Source organism: Spirochaeta isovalerica (assembly GCF_014207565.1).
In the GTDB taxonomy this organism is placed as follows: domain Bacteria; phylum Spirochaetota; class Spirochaetia; order DSM-2461; family DSM-2461; genus Spirochaeta_F; species Spirochaeta_F isovalerica.
Genome location: NZ_JACHGJ010000002.1, coordinates 265,036 through 282,089, shown reverse-complemented (window position 1 = coordinate 282,089; position 17,054 = coordinate 265,036). Strand labels below are relative to the sequence as shown.

Here is a 17,054-nt window from a genome sequence, read left to right as displayed (position 1 = left end):
GATAATGAGTCTTTATGAGACTGGAAAGAGCGGTTGCGGCTGCGCCGCCTGTAAGGGATTTTTATTTTACTCCATCAAGAACATCAGCCCTCGGTCTGGAAGGTGTAATCCGAGAATTGAAACAGAGAGGCATCAGTTGCCGATCTTTCAATTTTCCGAGACTCAATCCGAGAGGCTCCTCTATCCCCATGCCCGAGGAGTACAACTATCTGAAACCTTTCATTGTCGAAGGAGAAAGAGGTCCTCTCTCTTTTTTTACCGGGAGAAAATTATTCGGCCCCCCATTCCACGATGCGGCCGGGAAGATCGCAGAAGAAAACCCGGACATCATCTTTCTCAGCCTCTTTGCCTGGACTTATGCCGATGATGTGCTGGAACTGGCTAAACATCTTCGAAAAAGGCTGGGCTATTCGGTCCCCATCATAATCGGAGGAGCCGGAGCATCGGTACTCCCCCGGTACTTCATTCAGACAAAGCTCTTCGATCTGGTTCTGACAGGAGAGACAGAAACATCTCTAGGGGATCTGCTGGATCATCTGGATAAAGATCTTCCCCTGGAGAATTTTCAGGAAAAAAATGAGCTGACAGATGAGCCCGCCCCTCTGTTCTCATTTACAAGAGACAGCAAAGGGAATCAGTTTCTCACACTGGCCCTTTCGAGAGGCTGCCCCAAGATGTGCCGCTTCTGCTCCAATTTCTTGACCCAGGGAAGACGATTCAGACTTGTGGATCTCCCGTCCCTCGAAAAAGAATGGGAGAAGATTCCCGATGATAAAGAAAAGCCTGTTCATATCAATCTGGAAGATGACAATCTTCTCTATCATAAAGAATACTTCAGAGATTTTCTGTCCCGATGCAAAACCCGTTTTCCCGATGCCACATTCAGCGCTGATAACGGCCTGGACTACACCCTTTTGACGGAAGACTTCACAGATTATCTTATTGAGAGAGGTTTCAGAAGTTTCTCTTTTTCTCTGGGTTCCGCCGATCCGACCGTGCTGAAAGAGGAAAAACGACCGGTTGATCTGGAAAAACTGGAAACACTTCTGGATCGCATCAACAACAAGAATATCCCCGTGACGACTTTTTTTATCGCAGGACTGCCGGGTGACAGGGCGGAAGGCGTTCTCCGGACTTTACTCTATCTGCACAGGCTGCCCACCCGATCGGGTATTTCCCTTTTCTACCCCGTTCCCGGACTGCCCCGTTTTGAAAACCCCGAGCTTTTTTTAACCAATCCGCCCGCTTTATGCAGCGGTTCCTCGGCCTACCCCTGGAGCAGATCTCTCACGACTGAAGAGATGGTAACGGCTTTCCGGCTCTCCCGCCTCTCCAATTTCCTGAAAGCCCGGAATGTAAGCGATGAGGAAAAACAGCTGAGAGACATCATTCTGAAAACCCGAACACTTCACACCTTTGCCGGTAAAAATAAAAACATTATTCCTCTTCGGAACTTGAACAGGGAGATGTGCCAGATCTTTTTTAAGGAATTATCAATTGACGACTGAGAAATACTACTTTGCCTTTTTTCTGATTCTCATCATAACTTTTTCCCTCCATGGGGAGATTCTCCTGGATAGCATACCCGATGGAGAGGACTGGATCATAACCATTTCCAACCGGAGCGATGAAACCTATGATGCCATGATCGTCTCGGCGGACAGTGCCTACAAATGCGAAAAAGGCCAGATAAGCGTGCCTCCGGGGGAAGAGGAAGAACTGAAGATCATCAGGGAAGGAGAAACTTTCCGCGATCAGCTGTATCTGAGATTCATTTCCGATCACGAGGATAATCCCGGAATCTACGCTCCGGGAAGAGAAGAAATCTCCCCTGAGTTATCGGTGAAGAGTGAGACAGAGGCTGATATAGAGTATTTCTATACACCCGATTGCAGCCGCTGCCGGGAATTCCTGGATAGGACAATGCCGGAACTGGAAGAGAAGCTGGAAAGAGAGATAAGCCTTTCAGCCGTGGATGTGACAACGGCAGAGGGGCTGCAGAAGCTTATGGAAAAACTGGAAGATCTCCGGTCACGGGAGAAAAGGCTTCCCCTGATCGTTATCGGAGAAACAATTCTGGCAGGAGACAGAGACATCGAGGAAGGATTGGAAGAAGCCCTGCGGCAAAGTGTGCCGGGAAAGACCCTTCCGGCAGATGGTTCCTCTCTGGAAAAAACGACCGGCGTCATCAGCTTATCTATCCTTCCGGTTTTTACCGCGGGGCTGCTCGACGGCATTAATCCCTGCGCCTTCAGCACTCTTATCTTTCTTCTCTCCTGGCTGAGCCTTGCCGGGCGATCGAGAAAAGAGATACTCCTGACCGGAATCCTGTTCTCTCTTTCGGTCTTTGTCACCTACTACGCCGTGGGACTCGGCGCTTTCACAGCTTTGCGGGCGGGAGATTCCCTCAGGTGGATCAGTCTCTCCCTCAAATACATCATGGCGGCGGTTCTCATCGTTCTAGCCATTCTTCACCTGGCTGATTACCGCAAGATGCGCATGGGGAAAACAGGAGAAATAGCCCTGCAGCTGAGCCGGGAGAGAAAACGGAAGATCCACAGCCTGGTAAGGGAAAACACGAGAAAAGCCGGATTGATTACGGGATCACTCGTTCTCGGCTTTACAGTCACTATTTTCGAACTGGGCTGTACGGGACAGATCTATCTGCCGACCCTTATGTACATGACCCGGATGGAGGGAAACATATCGTCCTACCTTCTCCTGGGTTTCTACAATCTGGCATTTATTATCCCACTTCTGGCCGTTTTCATTATGGCCTGGAAAGGAATGACATCGCAGAGGCTGGCTGAATGGTTTTCACGAAAGGCCGGGTCGGTCAAGCTGATATCAGCCCTGTTTTTTCTGGCTATGGCAGCTCTGTTGCTAATTCTTCTTTAAGCCTGAGGATTTCGCTTTCGATATCCTCATATCCCACAAAGAAGTTTTTCTCTACGAGCAGAAGCGGTAAAGCATGAGCTATTCTCTCGAGCCCTTTCTCTTCGAGCAGTTTTTTCATCGCCGCCGCATCTTCGTCGTGAATGATATTGGACGCCGTACCGCCGAGGCTCCTGACCTGTTCGGCCAACCGGTCGGCGGTTTCGTATTCTTCACAGCCGGGACAGAGTTCGAGATAGAAGAACTGCAGGTCCGCCGAAGGTTCGGTCTTCTCTTTGCCGGAACAGGAGAGAATGAAAACAGAGAGAATAAGCCATGGTAATAAGAATCGTCTATAGGACATGGCACTTGCTCTCCACAGTAATGGTTCCGCCTGTAATAACCTTTGCGAATATCCCTTTCCGGGGCATAACGCAATCTCCCACGACCCGGAAAACGGCGCAATTCTGATGGCATTCCTTCCCGATCTGCGTCACTTCCAGCTCAGCTTCGCCCATGCGGATTCTCGTTCCGATGGGAAGAACGCCCAGATCGACGCCGCGGGTCGTGATGTTCTCGGCAAAGTCCCCGAAATTCAATTCCATTCCCCTGCCGCGGATCGTATCGACATCTTCATCGGCCAGCAGAGAGATCTGACGGTGCCAGTTGCCCGCATGAGCATCCCCGACTATCCCGTGAGCCGGTTTGAGTTCCATGGAGGGAACCGGTTTCTTCTGCTCCCCTTTCTTCTCCGATATATTGAGAGAGAGTATCCTAAATGATACGGACATAAACAGTTTCTCCTTTTTCCACTTTTTTCACTTCCCGGTCCACGATGATCAATCCCGTCGCTTCGGCGAGGGCGTTCAGATGGGAGGAACCGTGATAGGAAATGGGTATGACTTCCTCATTCTCCCACTTGACAGGTAGAAACTCCGTCCGGTCCCAGGTCTTTCTTCTGATATCCCGGCCCAAAGCTCCCCGGATAAAAGCGGGATCATAGGCCAGTCCGCAGAGTTTCTGTATCAGATGTTTGACAAAGACTTCAAAGAGAATAAAGGTCGAAACAGGATTCCCCGGCATCCCGAAGACAAAATTTCTGTCATTTTTCCCGAACCAGAGCGGTTTTCCCGGCTTGACGGCGATGCGGTGAAAAAGTTTCTGAACTCCCGCTTCTTCCAGTATACGGGGAATGAAATCGAATTCGCCCATGGAAACGCCGCCGGAAAGGAGGACGATGGTATTTTCTCCCAGAGCCCGGTTCACCGTTTCCGCCAGTTTTTCCGGATCATCGGGGGTAATACCGTAATAACTGGTCCGGCATCCCCAGATATCGGCCTGTGCCAGAAGCTGATGGCCGTTGCTGTTATAGATTTCTCCATCTTTAAGAAGCTCACCCGGTTCTTTCAGCTCCGTTCCGGTTGCGATAAACCCTATAGCGGGGGCGATGACGACTTCGACTTCCGCAAATCCCATGGAAGCGAGAATACCGATATCACGGGGGCGCAGGACCCTCGGAGTCAGAACGACATCGCCGGCTTTCATGTTTTCGCCTTTATAGATGATATTTTTCAAAGGATCATCTTTATCAATATTGACCGTCTCCCCGTCACGGCGGCTGTACTCCACCCTGATGATGCGACCCGCCCCGACAGGGAGTTTCGCGCCGGTCATGATAGCCGAACAGGTTCCCGGTTCTATCTCTTTAACACCCACCTCTCCGGCGGCAATGGTCTCTTCGATTTTCAGAACTTTCCCGGTCTCATCGGCGCGCATGGCCCATCCGTCCATGGCGGCTTTGTCGAAAGGAGGCTGATCGATGGGAGACAGTACCGGAGCGGCGAGTATTCGTCCCGAAGCCTTGCCGAGGGGGACTTTTTCCGTAACGATTTCAGCGGTTTGCCGATCCAGTATCTCAAAGACTTCATCCATTGTTAACATCGAATATCCTCTAGGAAATTTATTTTTTCCATCTTATCACACTATGGGAAATTGCAGAAAGTTAATTCCCCCTTTGTTAGACAATCTGATATTTCTGTGTATAATATGCATATGAACATTTATACAGAAGCGGCAGCTCTGGAATCGCAGAACAGAGCTTTTGCCATAGCCATGATAACGGAATCGAAAGGATCGACGCCCCGGTCCAAAGCCAGGATGCTCGTCAGGGATGACGGGACAACTGTCGGAACCATCGGAGGAGGAGCCGCTGAGCTTTTTGTCATAAAACAGTCTCTTGAGGCTATCCAGGAAGGGACAAGCCGTTCGTGCCATTACGGCTTGAGAGAAGATCTGGGTGGGTCGATGATCTGCGGAGGCGCCCTGCAGTTCTTTATTGACGTGCAGACACCCGGCGCCGCCCTTCTGCTCATCGGAGCAGGTCATGTCAATCAGGCCGTAGCCCGTCTGGCGGCCAGAACCGGTTTTACCATAACCGTAGCCGACGACAGGGAAAACCTGCTGAAAGAAGAGCTTTTTCCGACAAACAGCACGCTGGTGTACGGCGAGACTCTGGAAGAAGCTGTCGGGAAAGTATCTATCAATGAAAACACCTACATTCTCGTAGCCACGGGAAGCGAAGATAAAACAGCGCTCCGCTGTTCTCTGAAACATAAGGTTCCCTATCTGGGAATGCTGGGCAGCAAGAGAAAAGTGGCGTCGCTGAAGAAAGATCTTGCTCTCGAGGGTTTCAGCCGGGAAAACCTGGACAGAGTGATCTCCCCTTCGGGACTGGATATCGGCGCTGAAACGCCCGATGAAATTGCCGTCAGCCTGGTCAGCCAGATGATGATGACCAGAAGCGGAACAACGGGAAAGTCCCTCTATAAAAAATCCCGGCAGATTATCGTCGTCCGCGGCGCCGGCGATATTGCTTCGGGAACGATCGCCCGCCTTCACAGAGCCGGCTATAAGGTTCTGGCTCTGGAAACGGAACAGCCGACAGTTATCAGGAGGACAGTCGCTTTCGCCGATGCGGTGCGCAATGGCGAAATGATTGTTGAAGAACTGAAAGCCCGGAGAGCGGTCACAGCCGATGAAGTCCGGATGATCCTCGGCGAAGAGGATATCGCCGTGGCGGCAGACCCCGAAGGCAGACTGATTGGGGAGCTGCGTCCGGCTGCGGTTATCGATGCCATTCTGGCAAAGAAAAATCTGGGAACAAATCGCTCCATGGCGAAAGTGACCATAGCTCTCGGACCGGGATTCTCCGCAGGAGATGATGTCCATTACGTAGTGGAAACCATGAGAGGCCACACTCTGGGTCAGATTATTGACAAGGGGCCGGCGAGCCCCGACACGAAGATCCCCGGAAGCATTGAAGGTTATACGGAAGAGAGGATACTCAGAGCTCCCGCTGACGGAGAGGTCAAAGTCATGAAAGATATCAGCTCCCTCGTAACCAAAGGTGAAACTGTTGCCATTGTAGGCGGCGTCGAACTGCCTGCCACTCTGACAGGAATGATCCGCGGTATGATTCTCGATGGAACCGTTGTAAAGAAGGGAATGAAAATGGGAGATGTGGATCCCCGCGGGGAGAGAGCCAATTACACAAATATCTCAGATAAAGCCTACGCTATAGCCGGCTCGGTTCTCGAAATTCTCCTGCGGGAAGGCATATGTCCCTGATTTATCTCGACAACAGCGCCACTTCCTACCCAAAAGCCCCGGGTGTCGCCGATGCGGTCCGTGACAATCTACTATCCTGCGGAACAAGCGGCCGCGCCTCCTATGACGAAGCTCTTGAGGGAAGCCGGGTTCTCTACGAATGCCGGCGGAACCTGGCAAAGCTCTTTTCGCTGCCCGACAGCTCACGGATCATTCTCAATTCCGGAGCCACCGAATCGCTCAACACCATTATTAAAGGCTTTTTAAAGCCGGGAATGAAGGCTTTGACCTCTATGGGAGAGCACAACTCTGTGATGCGGCCGCTGAACACTTTGATGGAAAAGGGAGTCACCGTTGAAAGATTTCATTGCCTCAACGATGGAACAGCGGACCTGGATGATTACAAATCCAAATTGAAATCCGGACCGGATCTTGTTATTCTCTGCCACAGTTCCAATGTAAGCGGAGCCCTGTTTCCCGTAAAAGAGATGATCAGGGACGCACATGAGGCAGGGGCTCTGGTCTGTCTTGACGGAGCCCAGTCGGCGGGTCATAAAACTATCAATCTGATAAAACTGAATGCTGATTTCTACTGTTTTGCCGGCCATAAAGGCCTTCTGGGTCCGGCGGGAACCGGCGGTTTCTACATAAAAGATGGAATAGAGATCAGTTCCTTATTGGAAGGGGGAACCGGCAGCGCCTCGGAAGAAGAGATTCAGCCCCGATTCCTCCCCGATCTGTACGAAAGCGGAACCCGGAATATTCCGGGGCTGGCGGGTTTGAGAGCTTCTACAGATTTCCTTCTGACAACCGGTGTTGATGTCATCGGAAAAAAAGAGAAGGATCTGGCCCTCAGGCTGATAGAAGGATTAAAAATGATTGAGGGAATTACCCTCATCGGCCCGGAAAATCCTGCTTCAAGGAATTCCGTCGTCTCCTTTTTTCATGATAGAGTGGATCTATCGGAGCTGGCCGAAGGGCTCGATGATGCCGAAATAGCCCAGAGGATGGGACTGCACTGCGCCCCGTCGGCTCACAAATCTCTGGGAACTTATGACCGGGGTGGCACCATACGTTTCAGTCCCGGGTATTTTAACAGCGAAGAGGATATCGATTCAGCGCTGAAAGCGGTAAGGGAAATAGTAAATGGATAACAAACTGACGCAATTCACAAAATTCTCGGGCTGCGGAGCCAAACTGGGTCCGGCCCTTCTGGACAAGGCACTCTGCGGGCTGCAGCAGCCGAAATACGAGAACATGATTTCCGATTTCAGCACTTCCGATGATGCGGGCGTCTACCGGATCAATGATGAGACGGCGCTTATACAGACTGTCGATTTTTTTCCTCCCATCGTCGACGACCCCTATGTATTCGGTCAGATAGCGGCAGCCAATTCCCTGTCCGATGTCTACGCCATGGGCGCGCGCCCTATTACAGCCCTCTCTCTGGTCTGCTTTCCCAAGGACAAATCTGATATCGAAACACTCAGGGCCATGATGGACGGGGGCCTAAGCAAATTGATTGAAGCGGAAACGGCCCTTCTCGGCGGTCACAGCATCGAAGATGATGAACTGAAATTCGGCTTTTCCGTAACGGGAACCGTCCACCCCGACAAGGTGCTGTACAACAACAGGCCGAAGAAGAATGAAGCGCTGATTCTGACCAAACCTCTGGGTACGGGACTGATCAACACGGCGCTCCGCGGAGGGATCGCTTCGGAGCGGGCTATAGAAGCCTTTACCGAATCCATGAGAACACTCAACAAGATAGCTGCGGAAGTGATTTATGACTACAATGTTTCGTCCTGTACCGATGTAACGGGATTCGGACTGGCGGGACACGCCTGCGAAATGATAGCCGACAGCGAAGTGGGACTGTCCATCGACATGAAGAAGCTGAAACTCCTTCCCGATGTGGCGGAATATGCCTCCATGGGTCTGATCCCCGCGGGAACCTACCGGAACAGGGACTTCCGTCTCAAATTCATCAACAACAGCGAGTCTCTTTCCAGGCTGACGCTGGACCTGATCTTCGATCCCCAGACTTCGGGCGGTCTCTTTTTCTCTGTGGCACAGGACCAGGCAGACGAATTGCTCGGCAAGCTGATTTCCAAAGGCGTCCCGGCACAAAAGATCGGGAATACACAGGACAAACCGGGAATTGAAATCATTGAATAGCTTTGTCCTCACATTTAAAAACACACATGATGCCATGGAAGAGGAAGAAAGACTGGACGAAGGGGGGTATAATATGAAATTGATCCCCACTCCCCGGGAAATATCCTCGGAATGCGGTTTTTCCATCCGCGTTAAGTCGGAAAATCCCGCTATAACGGAGGAGCTGACCAACGGACCCAATACAATTGAGCGAATCTATCTCCAATACAACTCAGGAGGGAGCAGAAAATATGAAGAAATCTATAAACGGAACGGGACTGGCCTGCCCCCAGCCGGTCATTAGGGTAAAACAGGCTTTTGACGAGGGCGGATTCTCCGTTCTGGAAATTCAGGTGGACAACCAGGCGGCCGTGGAAAACGTCACCCGTTTCTGTGAGAACAGCGGCCATGCCATTCTATCGGTTACGCAGGAAGGGGAAATCCGCACCATAACCATCGACAATGAGGGCTATAAAGAAGGAGACGCTCCCCCAGCCGAACCGTCTTTTCAGTTCGCGGAAATTCAGAAGGGCTCTGCAGAGGAGCCTCTCAATATTTTCATTAATGCGGAGACTATCGGCCAGGGAGACCCGAAACTGGGATCCAAGCTGATGGAGGCTTTTATCTACTCCCTGACGGAAATCGAAAGACGGCCCGACAACATCCTGATGATGAACGGCGGCGTCAAAGTCGCTGTGGAAGGAAGCCCCTGCATCGGAAACCTGAAGGATCTGGAAGAATCGGGCATTACCATTTATGTCTGCGGAGCCTGTCTGGACTTTTACGGCATGAAAGAACAGCTTGCCGTGGGAAAGGTTTCCAATATGTATGAAATCGCATCCATTCTGACCGGAAAAGGAAACACCGTTACAGTCGGCTGAAAATCCCTTGTGACATCTGATTCTCCCCGTACTACAATGTAAACAGGGAGAATGAGATGTTTATAGAGTGGAAAGATGAAAAATTCGGCCTGGGTATCTCCACTATCGATACTCAGCACAGAGAGCTCATTACGATTACCAATCAGCTTCATAATATCGTTGACAGGGAAAACCATCAGAAGGAAGCGATCAGGATTCTCAAGCAGCTCTATGCATATACGAGTTATCATTTTACCAGCGAAGAAGCCCTCCAGAAAGAATATGGTTATCCGGACCTGAACGGACATATAGCCACCCACCGTTCTTTCAAGGAAAAGATAAAAGAGGAATTGGAGGGAGTTCGGGATAAGCTCAATTATCCCCTGGCTCCTATTCAGGATTTTCTGGTTGAGTGGATTCTGAAGCATATTAAAGGCGAAGATGTCAAATACGCCGATTATTTCAAGGGGAGGGGTATATTCCCGGAAACCAATTTTTCCATCTCCGCGGAAAAAAGAAGCAATGTGCTCGACCAATGGGAAAACCAGCAACTGGAGCTGGAAATAAAAGGCATCGACGACCAGCACAAGGAGCTGATCTATATCCTCCAGCAGACCAATGATCTGCAGCATACGAGCAGCAGCCGCAAGACCCTATACATTCCGGTCATTATCAAAAAGCTATTCTATTACAGTCAGTTCCACTTCTCTTATGAAGAAGAACACATGGCAAAGAACGGATATCCCGAACTGAAAGCGCATATGACACTTCATAAAGGTTTTATCGATAAGATTCGGCACTTCGCTTCTGAATACGGACAGGGTTTCAGTGAACTGACCGATGAAATCATCCTCTTTCTGAAAGACTGGACGATCGGACATATTCTCCAGGAAGACAGGAAGTATAAAGATTTCCTGATAGATAAGAGTGTGGACCGTTAAAAACAGATTCCGGTTAATCCTCCTTTCACCGAACCCTCTTTTCTTATAGAATCAGTAGTATGAACAAATTGTATCTCTTACCCTTTCTACTCTTTTTAGTCGGTGCCTGGTTCTACTTTTCCCGAAGGCAGATGAAGCTCAAGATTTTTTATGCCGAACAGAGACAGCGATATATAGAATCTCATAGCGAATTAACCGGTGAACAGAAAGCCTCGCTTTCCAAAGGTGAACCCTGGCCGGGAATGCCCAGTAAAATTCTGATTGAGCTATTCGGAGAACCCGATCGGAAAAGAGTGCTCGACCAGTCGGTAACCAGATTTATCTGGACTTATCCTGATCTTTTCGTTTATATATCCGGTGATGAAGTGGCAGAGTGGAAAAAGAAGTAACTGCGGTCCGGATTTCACCTGAACCGCAGTTGGATCAAATCTGTTTTTAAAAAGATTCAAAAATAAATCCGTCAAACTCCTTTCCTTTGGAGTTATCCATCGTTTCAACCCGGGCATTTAATTTCATGCCCGTCTCAGGTTTATCGACTTCCAGCCGTCCGCTGGCGCGAAGGCCGTTGGGAAATTCCACAATTCCGAAAAGCAGATACTGCATATCCAATCCTTCCGGCAGAGCATAAACTCTGGTCCAGGCGAGAAGTTTGCATTCTCCGGAAAGGGAAACGGTTTCCCAGTCCTTGAATATTACGCCGGAAGGGTCTCTCCTCTCGCCGCATTTATTGCAGATCATGGGAGCGGGATAGTGAAGCTTTCCGCAGGAAGGACATTTCACTGCATAGACTTCGGGAGTTTTGACTCCGTAGGCACTGAAATCAATCATGCGTCCCTCCTCGAGCAGATAACCGCTACCACATTATTGCCGAACCCGCCGAAATTGACGGCCATGCCGTGTTTCGCATTTTTAACCTGGCGACCTTCTTTTTCCGCCTGTCCCCGGAGCTGTTTAACCAGCTCGAAGACCTGGGAGACACCGGTAGCGCCGACCGGATGACCTTTCGATTTGAGCCCTCCCGAAGTGTTTATCGGTTTAGCCCCGTCGATGGCCGTAACCCCTTTGCGCAAAGCCTCAGCCGATTTGCCTCTTTCGAAAAAGCCGATTTCCTCGGAAATAGCCAGCTCCAGAATGACGAAGGCATCGTGAAGTTCGGCAAAGGAGATATCCTCCGCTTTCAGTCCCGCCATGGCATAAGCCCTTTCCGCGGCCAGCCGAACCGCATCGAGGACGAGTGGATCCTTCCGGTTGTGGACGCAGTGAGTGTCTGTCGCGGAACCGACCCCGGTTATGCGAATGGGCGTCTGTTTGGTGAAGTACTTCATTTTCGGCGAATCCTCGGCGCAGAGAATCAGCGAGGCAGCTCCGTCTGAAACGGGACACATGCCGTACATTCTCAGCGGTTCCGCCACATAGTTATTGATAACGTGGGCGTTCTCGCTGTCGTGGATCGCTTCGATTGTACAGGGAACCCGGACATGGGCGAAGGGATTTTTCTCACCATTCTGATGATCCTTTACAGCGATCAGCCCCAGGTCCCTTTCGGTGAGCCCGTAGCGCTCCATATACATGCGGGTGAACATTCCCCCGTAGGCCGGCAGCGTCAACCCGTAGTTGTACTCCGCTTCGGGATGGAGAAGCGAAGCGACAAAGTCGGTTCCCTCCCAGCCGGTGACGGACCGCATTAACTCCCCGCCGGTTACCATAACCACATCGACAAGGCCGCTGGCAATGGCCATATAACCGAGCTTGACAGCGCTGGCCCCGCTGGCCGGACCGTTTTCCACCAGTTCGGCCATAGCCGGTTCCATATCCATCCGGCTCACCAGAGAAGAGGCTATCCCCGTCTGGTGATTGATAATTCCCCCGCCCATATTGGCTACGAAAACCTGTTCGATGATTTTACGGTCATCGCGGATTCCCGCATCATCCAGAGCATTGCCCGACGCGAAGGCCATGACATCGACAAGATCAAAATCACTCAGATTGCCGAAAACCGTGTGTCCGATTCCGACAATGGACACTTTTCTCATAATCAGCCCCTTTTGAATCCGGGGATCTGCGGATACTCGGAAGGCATTCTCAGCTTATCGGCTGTGGCCAGTTTTTCCGGAGGAACGGGACGGGAACCGGTGCACTTGTCGGCTTTGACTCTATCCCAGAGCTCTTTTGTAAGGGTGAAAGTCGGAACCCCTCCCAACTCATGGCGAAGCGCCGGGTACCGGGAAGAGCGGTCTTCCAGAGCGTACTCGATCATCCACCTTTTGAAACCGATAGGACTTTCCGCCACAATATGAACTTCATCATTACCGAGAATATCGATATGGTGCTCCATTTTCGCCGCAAAGAGCTGCGCTCCGATTCTCAGCCCTCTTTTGATGGTCATGGTATGAAAACTCATACCCTCTTTTCCATCGATAAGCCGGCTGTTGACAATACCGGCGATTTCCCCGTTGATCGCGCCGACAAGGACGAACTCGTTGGCTACCCGGTATTCGAACCAACCCAGGACCTCGGCATACATGCGGGACGCAACTATGTCATAAAAATCTTTCTGAACGCCCATAAGAGGCTGGATCGTTCCCAGAAGGACTCCCACTTCCTCGCGTTTTACTTCGCGAACTATCATCTCCTCTCCATTGGCCAGAGTGATCATTTTGGGAGGAAAAGGTTTCAGCTCCAGCTGGGGGGGCCGTAAAGACTGTTCCATTTTATCAATAGCCATAATTTTCTCCTTTTATATTATAAAATCATGAATGAAGGAACTCGTTCCCGCCGCCTGTAACATCGCCGAATTTGGTAAGACCGCATTTGGCTTTCTTTTTCATCAGTTCGTCGTATTTGTCATCGTCGACCATGGCGACGATACGGGAAATGCTGGACTCTCCGTCGACAAAGCGCCAGGGGAAGCATCCTATTGTCACTCTCTGGTTATTGAGCAGATCCATATCTCCACCGAGACATTCGGCGTGGAGGATGTGGTGATTAAACATCTCCAGATGCATCAGCTGATACTTGTCATCTTCAAAAATTTCCTCAAGCCCTTTTCCATAGGTCTTCTTGAAATAGGCATCACACTCTTTGGCTTGCCTGGGCATCCAGTCTCGAATTTTCGTATTGAAGGGATGGTCGGCGCTACCGCAGTCCACACCGATCCACCTCAGTTTTTTCTTTTTGGCCCATTCAGCGAATTCCCTGTCGGGACCGGGGTGCTTGATCATGTAGCGGATTTCATCGGCTGTCGGCTGATCCCATCCGAATTTGTGATAGCCCGTATTGATAATGAGGATGTCCCCCTCTTTTACCTCAACTCTTTCCTCAACCATTTTGGATGTGTAGATGCTGTAGTCCTCCACGCAATCCGACAGGTCGACGACTACCCCTTCGTGTACCAGAAAATCGAAATCGAGGGAGGCGATATCTTTACCGGGAGTATAGAAATGAATCTCTCCATCGAGATGAGTACCGATGTGATTGGAATGGGTCACAACCTGCCCGTTAGCCCCGTTGGGAGCCAGTCTCTTGAAATACTTGACCTGAAGCGGTTCGTATGTCGGCCAGGGCGGTGTTCCTATCCCCAATGGAATGGTAAAATCAATAATCTTCATTCTTTTCTCCTCGTATTAGTTTTTATCTAATGCTTCCTTGAAAGCTTTAAGCGCATCCTCATAACAGTTTACCGGTGGTTTGACTAATCCGGCTCCAACCATGCCGATACCCGGATCCTTATGGGCGATTCCCGTATTGATGACCGGATAGATTCCCGTTTCAGCGATCTTCATCAGGTCGATGCCCGTGGGCGTCCCCCTGAAATCGAGCGCAGGGATCTGGAAGACAGAGTTTTCCCCCATGGTTATTTCATACATATCCTGAGTGAACTTCATGGCGTCATCCGGTGATCCGCCGACGAATTTGACGATGGCCGGAGCCGCCGCCATGGCGAAACCTCCGATGCCCACTGTTTCGGTTATAGTCGAGTCTCCGATGTCGAGACCAGCATCCTCTTCTGTGTATCCCGGCAGATAGAGCCCGTCGACTTTGGAGGCCGGTCCGGTAAACCACATCGATCCCAGACCCGAGACCTGAATCCCGAACTCCGTTCCATTCCGCGCCTGGGTTACGATCAGCGAACTGTTTTCGATATCCCGCGCCGCGTCGATCAGGCATTTGCAGGTCGGCATGGTCAGATTCAGGAAAAAGTGGTCGTTCTGATGCATGAAGTTAAATACTTTAGCAATCTTTTCCTTATCCTCATCGAGCATGACCAGATGAGCGGCCATTTCCCGGATAAAGAGAGATGTTCCGGCTCTGTTTCTATTGTGTCCCTCATCGCCCATCTGCAGAACCTGCGATATGAGGGTCTTCATATCCACCGGTCCGTGCAAGGCCAGGGCTTTTTTGAGTATGGGAGCCAGTTCATCGCGCATCCACCGCAGTTTATCGATGACTTCATCGGAAAAAGCGCCATAGCGGAGAACCTTTCCCAACCCTTCGTTGAGAGTCGCAAAAGCGGTGTTGCCGTAGACGCTGTTTTTCAGGACCCAGACAGGCATGGAGGCTGTGACGATTCCCGCCATTGGTCCGACAGTGCTGTGATGATGGCAGGGATCGAAGAGGATCTCTCCCGATGCTGCCATTGTTTCCGCTTCTTCGCGGTTTGCCGCTAAACCTTCAAAGATGAGTCCACCGATAACGGCACCTTTCATAGGCCCGCACATTTTTTCCCAGGTAACGGGAGGTCCCGCGTGAAGAACGGTCTTCGCCGTCATCCCGGGAATAACCTCTCCGGCAATCTGAATATCGACGATTTCCGGTTTGCCTTTCTGAATGATCTCAAGGGCTTTCGCGTTGGCCTTATCAATATCCTCTTTCCTGGTTTCCAGAAAATCGAGAGCTTCAATCAAATCCGCTTTTCCCCCGGCAGGCGGGGTCCAGTCGATCTGGGTGCTTCTCACGCCACGTTCGGAAAGGGTTTCGCTGAAGGATTCCAGCCCCATATTCAGTACATCGAGTTCACTTTCGAACAGTTTGTTTATCTTTTGCCCATTCATAGGGAACCTGCCTTTTTCATGATTTCAAGAGCCATCATGGATGCCTGAAAATTGGAAGGCATAACGACACAGCCGATCGATTCCAGTTTGGAAACTGTCGCGGCGTATCCCTGGAAATCCTGTTCCGTTCCCACAACGGAAGCGACAATAGGGAGATACCCCCCTCTCGCCGCCGCTTTGTCCTTTGCGGCTTTCAGACTTTTAATAATAGCGCCTGCCGGATCATGATGGGATCCGTATCCCAGCACGATATCGAGCAGCATGACAGCCATGGAGGGATCATCAGCTTCGATGTTGATTCTCTCCTCCCTGGTAGAGGGATCGATCATGGGGTGGGGCCGGCCCACCGTATAAATGTCGTCTCCCAGATCGACGATGGTGTGCTCTTTCGAGACGAAGGGATCAGGCAGCTGGAGCTCCTCTTTTTTCTGATTGTTGGAATAGACCGTCACGCCTTCCCGCTCAAAGAGAATCAAAGCCTCATCGGCTACGGTTCCTCCCGTATAGAGTCCCCTCAGATATTTCTGGGACGACGCCAGTTTCGCGCTTTCCCGCTCGACAATCTGACGGATCTCAACTTCCGGCATGGAAAAAGTCGATGCAGAGGGAGTCACTCCCTTCGAAAGGTCGACAGCAATTCTCGCCGTCTCCTCCAGACTGACCGCGAAATAGAGTCCCTTTCTCCCCTTCTCCGGTTCCTGTCCTATAAAATGGACAACCGCCGGTTTTCCCGTTTCCTCCAGTGCCGACAGAACTTTTTCCGCCACATCGGCCGCGGGAGGTTTGGAGATAACCACGAGAATCTTTGTTGACGGATCGTTTCTCAGGGCTTCGATGCCCAGAAGCATCATTTTCCCGCCGATCCGGGCGTCTTTCAGGTCGCGCCCTCCCGTGCCGATAGCCTGGGTGATCCCGCCGCCGAATGTATCGATGCAGCAGGTCACTTCCTGGATACCCGTGCCCGAAGCGCCGACGATTCCGATATCGCCGGGGGAAACCACATTGGCGAAACAGAGAGGCTGGCCGTTGATAATGGCGGTACCGCAGTCGGGACCCATCATAAGAAGCCCTTTCTCCAAAGCCAGTTCTTTCAGGGCGATTTCCTGTTCTACAGAAACGTTATCGGAGAACAGCATGACGTTCAGCCCTTTTTCCAGAGCGGACCGGGCTTCCCGGGCAGCGAATTCTCCGGGCAGGGAGATGAGAACCAGATTGGCATCGGGATTCTCCCTGACCGCCGACTGAAGGGATTTGGGCCGGTAGATCTGTCCGGAACTCTTCTCCTTCTTTTTATTAAGCAGGGAATAAACAGCCGCAACGGCTTTCTCACCCGTCTCTTCATCCCGGCACTCGATTACGACAATCAGATCGTTCGGCGTAGCAGCCAGCACTGATTCATCGGCGAAATTCATATCATTCAGAAGCTGAATATTCATTTCCGTTCCCATGGAGACGACGGCGTTATTCACTCCTTCGAGTTCCTTGATTTCGCTGTTTATCAGCATGAGAAAGACCGAATCGAAGTACTGGTCTTTTTCTACAATTCTTTTTATCATCACTTTCCT

At 50.9% G+C, this 17,054-nt stretch carries 18 protein-coding genes; 9 read left to right on the top strand and 9 right to left on the bottom strand.

The features are described 5' to 3' along the window. Nucleotides 1–14 precede the first annotated feature (14 nt). Nucleotides 15–1,508 carry a B12-binding domain-containing radical SAM protein gene (locus HNR50_RS06175; protein WP_184744966.1) on the top strand — a complete coding sequence of 498 codons (1,494 nt, stop codon included), beginning with the start codon at nucleotides 15–17 and terminating at the stop codon, nucleotides 1,506–1,508. Next, nucleotides 1,498–2,898 carry a cytochrome c biogenesis protein gene (locus HNR50_RS06170; protein ID WP_184744964.1) on the top strand — a complete coding sequence of 467 codons (1,401 nt, stop codon included), beginning with the start codon at nucleotides 1,498–1,500 and terminating at the stop codon, nucleotides 2,896–2,898. Before HNR50_RS06175 ends, HNR50_RS06170 begins: the two co-directional genes overlap by 11 nt. Here HNR50_RS06170 and HNR50_RS06165 read toward each other — a convergent pair. From HNR50_RS06165 to HNR50_RS06155, 3 genes are read right to left on the bottom strand one after another with little or no spacing between them, the layout of a single operon-like run. After that, complete coding sequence (locus tag HNR50_RS06165) at nucleotides 2,867–3,238, bottom strand: hypothetical protein (RefSeq protein WP_184744962.1); 372 nt, start codon at nucleotides 3,236–3,238, stop codon at nucleotides 2,867–2,869. The genes HNR50_RS06170 and HNR50_RS06165 overlap by 32 nt on opposite strands. Further along, nucleotides 3,228–3,665, bottom strand: coding sequence for an MOSC domain-containing protein (locus tag HNR50_RS06160; protein ID WP_184744960.1), 438 nt, complete (start codon nucleotides 3,663–3,665; stop codon nucleotides 3,228–3,230). The genes HNR50_RS06165 and HNR50_RS06160 overlap by 11 nt, the downstream gene beginning before the upstream one ends. After that, nucleotides 3,649–4,806 carry a molybdopterin molybdotransferase MoeA gene (locus tag HNR50_RS06155; protein ID WP_184744958.1) on the bottom strand — a complete coding sequence of 386 codons (1,158 nt, stop codon included), beginning with the start codon at nucleotides 4,804–4,806 and terminating at the stop codon, nucleotides 3,649–3,651. The genes HNR50_RS06160 and HNR50_RS06155 overlap by 17 nt, the downstream gene beginning before the upstream one ends. 120 nt (nucleotides 4,807–4,926) lie before the next feature. On the opposite strand from HNR50_RS06155, the gene yqeB reads away from it, so the two are divergent. Genes yqeB through HNR50_RS06120 form a run of 7 tightly spaced genes read left to right on the top strand, consistent with a single transcriptional unit; the run spans nucleotide 4,927 to nucleotide 10,827 of the window. Continuing rightward, the gene (yqeB, locus tag HNR50_RS06150; RefSeq protein WP_184744956.1) at nucleotides 4,927–6,501 is read left to right on the top strand and encodes a selenium-dependent molybdenum cofactor biosynthesis protein YqeB; all 1,575 of its coding nucleotides are present in this window, start codon (nucleotides 4,927–4,929) and stop codon (nucleotides 6,499–6,501) included. Next, the gene (locus HNR50_RS06145; protein ID WP_184744954.1) at nucleotides 6,492–7,634 is read left to right on the top strand and encodes an aminotransferase class V-fold PLP-dependent enzyme; all 1,143 of its coding nucleotides are present in this window, start codon (nucleotides 6,492–6,494) and stop codon (nucleotides 7,632–7,634) included. Before yqeB ends, HNR50_RS06145 begins: the two co-directional genes overlap by 10 nt. After that, complete coding sequence (gene selD / locus HNR50_RS06140; RefSeq protein WP_184744952.1) at nucleotides 7,627–8,658, top strand: selenide, water dikinase SelD; 1,032 nt, start codon at nucleotides 7,627–7,629, stop codon at nucleotides 8,656–8,658. Before HNR50_RS06145 ends, selD begins: the two co-directional genes overlap by 8 nt. Then, on the top strand, nucleotides 8,642–8,941 hold the full coding sequence (locus HNR50_RS06135) for a putative Se/S carrier protein (RefSeq protein WP_221439818.1): 300 nt from the start codon (nucleotides 8,642–8,644) through the stop codon (nucleotides 8,939–8,941). The genes selD and HNR50_RS06135 overlap by 17 nt, the downstream gene beginning before the upstream one ends. Next, nucleotides 8,889–9,518, top strand: a complete 630-nt coding sequence (gene yedF, locus HNR50_RS06130; RefSeq protein ID WP_184744948.1) for a sulfurtransferase-like selenium metabolism protein YedF — start codon at nucleotides 8,889–8,891, stop codon at nucleotides 9,516–9,518. The genes HNR50_RS06135 and yedF overlap by 53 nt, the downstream gene beginning before the upstream one ends. A 56-nt stretch (nucleotides 9,519–9,574) precedes the next feature. Then, nucleotides 9,575–10,438 (top strand): bacteriohemerythrin, encoded by an 864-nt coding sequence (locus HNR50_RS06125; protein WP_184744947.1) that lies wholly within the window; start codon nucleotides 9,575–9,577, stop codon nucleotides 10,436–10,438. Between the two features lie 59 nt (nucleotides 10,439–10,497). Continuing rightward, the gene (locus HNR50_RS06120) at nucleotides 10,498–10,827 is read left to right on the top strand and encodes a hypothetical protein (protein WP_184744946.1); all 330 of its coding nucleotides are present in this window, start codon (nucleotides 10,498–10,500) and stop codon (nucleotides 10,825–10,827) included. Nucleotides 10,828–10,873: 46 nt separating this feature from the next. Here the strand turns inward: HNR50_RS06120 and HNR50_RS06115 are convergent, their stop codons facing one another. The 6 genes from HNR50_RS06115 to fdrA are packed head-to-tail and all read right to left on the bottom strand — an operon-like array spanning nucleotide 10,874 to nucleotide 17,045. After that, on the bottom strand, nucleotides 10,874–11,266 hold the full coding sequence (locus HNR50_RS06115; RefSeq protein WP_184744945.1) for a Zn-ribbon domain-containing OB-fold protein: 393 nt from the start codon (nucleotides 11,264–11,266) through the stop codon (nucleotides 10,874–10,876). After that, entirely contained in the window at nucleotides 11,263–12,471 is a 1,209-nt protein-coding gene (locus HNR50_RS06110; protein ID WP_184744943.1) for a thiolase C-terminal domain-containing protein, read from the bottom strand. The genes HNR50_RS06115 and HNR50_RS06110 overlap by 4 nt, the downstream gene beginning before the upstream one ends. Before the next feature lie 2 nt (nucleotides 12,472–12,473). Further along, the gene (locus HNR50_RS06105; protein ID WP_184744941.1) at nucleotides 12,474–13,163 is read right to left on the bottom strand and encodes a hypothetical protein; all 690 of its coding nucleotides are present in this window, start codon (nucleotides 13,161–13,163) and stop codon (nucleotides 12,474–12,476) included. A 25-nt stretch (nucleotides 13,164–13,188) separates the two neighbouring features. After that, entirely contained in the window at nucleotides 13,189–14,046 is an 858-nt protein-coding gene (locus HNR50_RS06100; RefSeq protein ID WP_184744939.1) for a cyclase family protein, read from the bottom strand. A 15-nt stretch (nucleotides 14,047–14,061) separates the two neighbouring features. After that, nucleotides 14,062–15,489: a YlbE family protein gene (locus tag HNR50_RS22330; protein ID WP_184744937.1), complete on the bottom strand. Its 1,428-nt coding sequence runs from the start codon at nucleotides 15,487–15,489 to the stop codon at nucleotides 14,062–14,064. Then, a complete protein-coding gene (fdrA, locus tag HNR50_RS22325; RefSeq protein WP_184744935.1) occupies nucleotides 15,486–17,045 on the bottom strand; it encodes an acyl-CoA synthetase FdrA in 1,560 nt (519 codons plus the stop codon). The genes HNR50_RS22330 and fdrA overlap by 4 nt, the downstream gene beginning before the upstream one ends. Nucleotides 17,046–17,054 lie beyond the last annotated feature (9 nt).

What these genes read in the sequence shown, in the direction of transcription:
- HNR50_RS22330 (WP_184744937.1), bottom strand. Translation starts at nt 15,489, where the DNA reads ATGAATGGGCAAAAGATAAACAAACTGTTCGAAAGTGAACTCGATGTA.
- selD (WP_184744952.1), top strand. Translation starts at nt 7,627, where the DNA reads ATGGATAACAAACTGACGCAATTCACAAAATTCTCGGGCTGCGGAGCC.
- yedF (WP_184744948.1), top strand. Translation starts at nt 8,889, where the DNA reads ATGAAGAAATCTATAAACGGAACGGGACTGGCCTGCCCCCAGCCGGTC.
- HNR50_RS06160 (WP_184744960.1), bottom strand. Translation starts at nt 3,665, where the DNA reads ATGTCCGTATCATTTAGGATACTCTCTCTCAATATATCGGAGAAGAAA.
- HNR50_RS06100 (WP_184744939.1), bottom strand. Translation starts at nt 14,046, where the DNA reads ATGAAGATTATTGATTTTACCATTCCATTGGGGATAGGAACACCGCCC.
- HNR50_RS06125 (WP_184744947.1), top strand. Translation starts at nt 9,575, where the DNA reads ATGTTTATAGAGTGGAAAGATGAAAAATTCGGCCTGGGTATCTCCACT.
- HNR50_RS06165 (WP_184744962.1), bottom strand. Translation starts at nt 3,238, where the DNA reads ATGTCCTATAGACGATTCTTATTACCATGGCTTATTCTCTCTGTTTTC.
- yqeB (WP_184744956.1), top strand. Translation starts at nt 4,927, where the DNA reads ATGAACATTTATACAGAAGCGGCAGCTCTGGAATCGCAGAACAGAGCT.
- HNR50_RS06115 (WP_184744945.1), bottom strand. Translation starts at nt 11,266, where the DNA reads ATGATTGATTTCAGTGCCTACGGAGTCAAAACTCCCGAAGTCTATGCA.
- HNR50_RS06145 (WP_184744954.1), top strand. Translation starts at nt 6,492, where the DNA reads ATGTCCCTGATTTATCTCGACAACAGCGCCACTTCCTACCCAAAAGCC.
- HNR50_RS06155 (WP_184744958.1), bottom strand. Translation starts at nt 4,806, where the DNA reads ATGGATGAAGTCTTTGAGATACTGGATCGGCAAACCGCTGAAATCGTT.
- HNR50_RS06110 (WP_184744943.1), bottom strand. Translation starts at nt 12,471, where the DNA reads ATGAGAAAAGTGTCCATTGTCGGAATCGGACACACGGTTTTCGGCAAT.
- fdrA (WP_184744935.1), bottom strand. Translation starts at nt 17,045, where the DNA reads ATGATAAAAAGAATTGTAGAAAAAGACCAGTACTTCGATTCGGTCTTT.
- HNR50_RS06175 (WP_184744966.1), top strand. Translation starts at nt 15, where the DNA reads ATGAGACTGGAAAGAGCGGTTGCGGCTGCGCCGCCTGTAAGGGATTTT.
- HNR50_RS06120 (WP_184744946.1), top strand. Translation starts at nt 10,498, where the DNA reads ATGAACAAATTGTATCTCTTACCCTTTCTACTCTTTTTAGTCGGTGCC.
- HNR50_RS06105 (WP_184744941.1), bottom strand. Translation starts at nt 13,163, where the DNA reads ATGGCTATTGATAAAATGGAACAGTCTTTACGGCCCCCCCAGCTGGAG.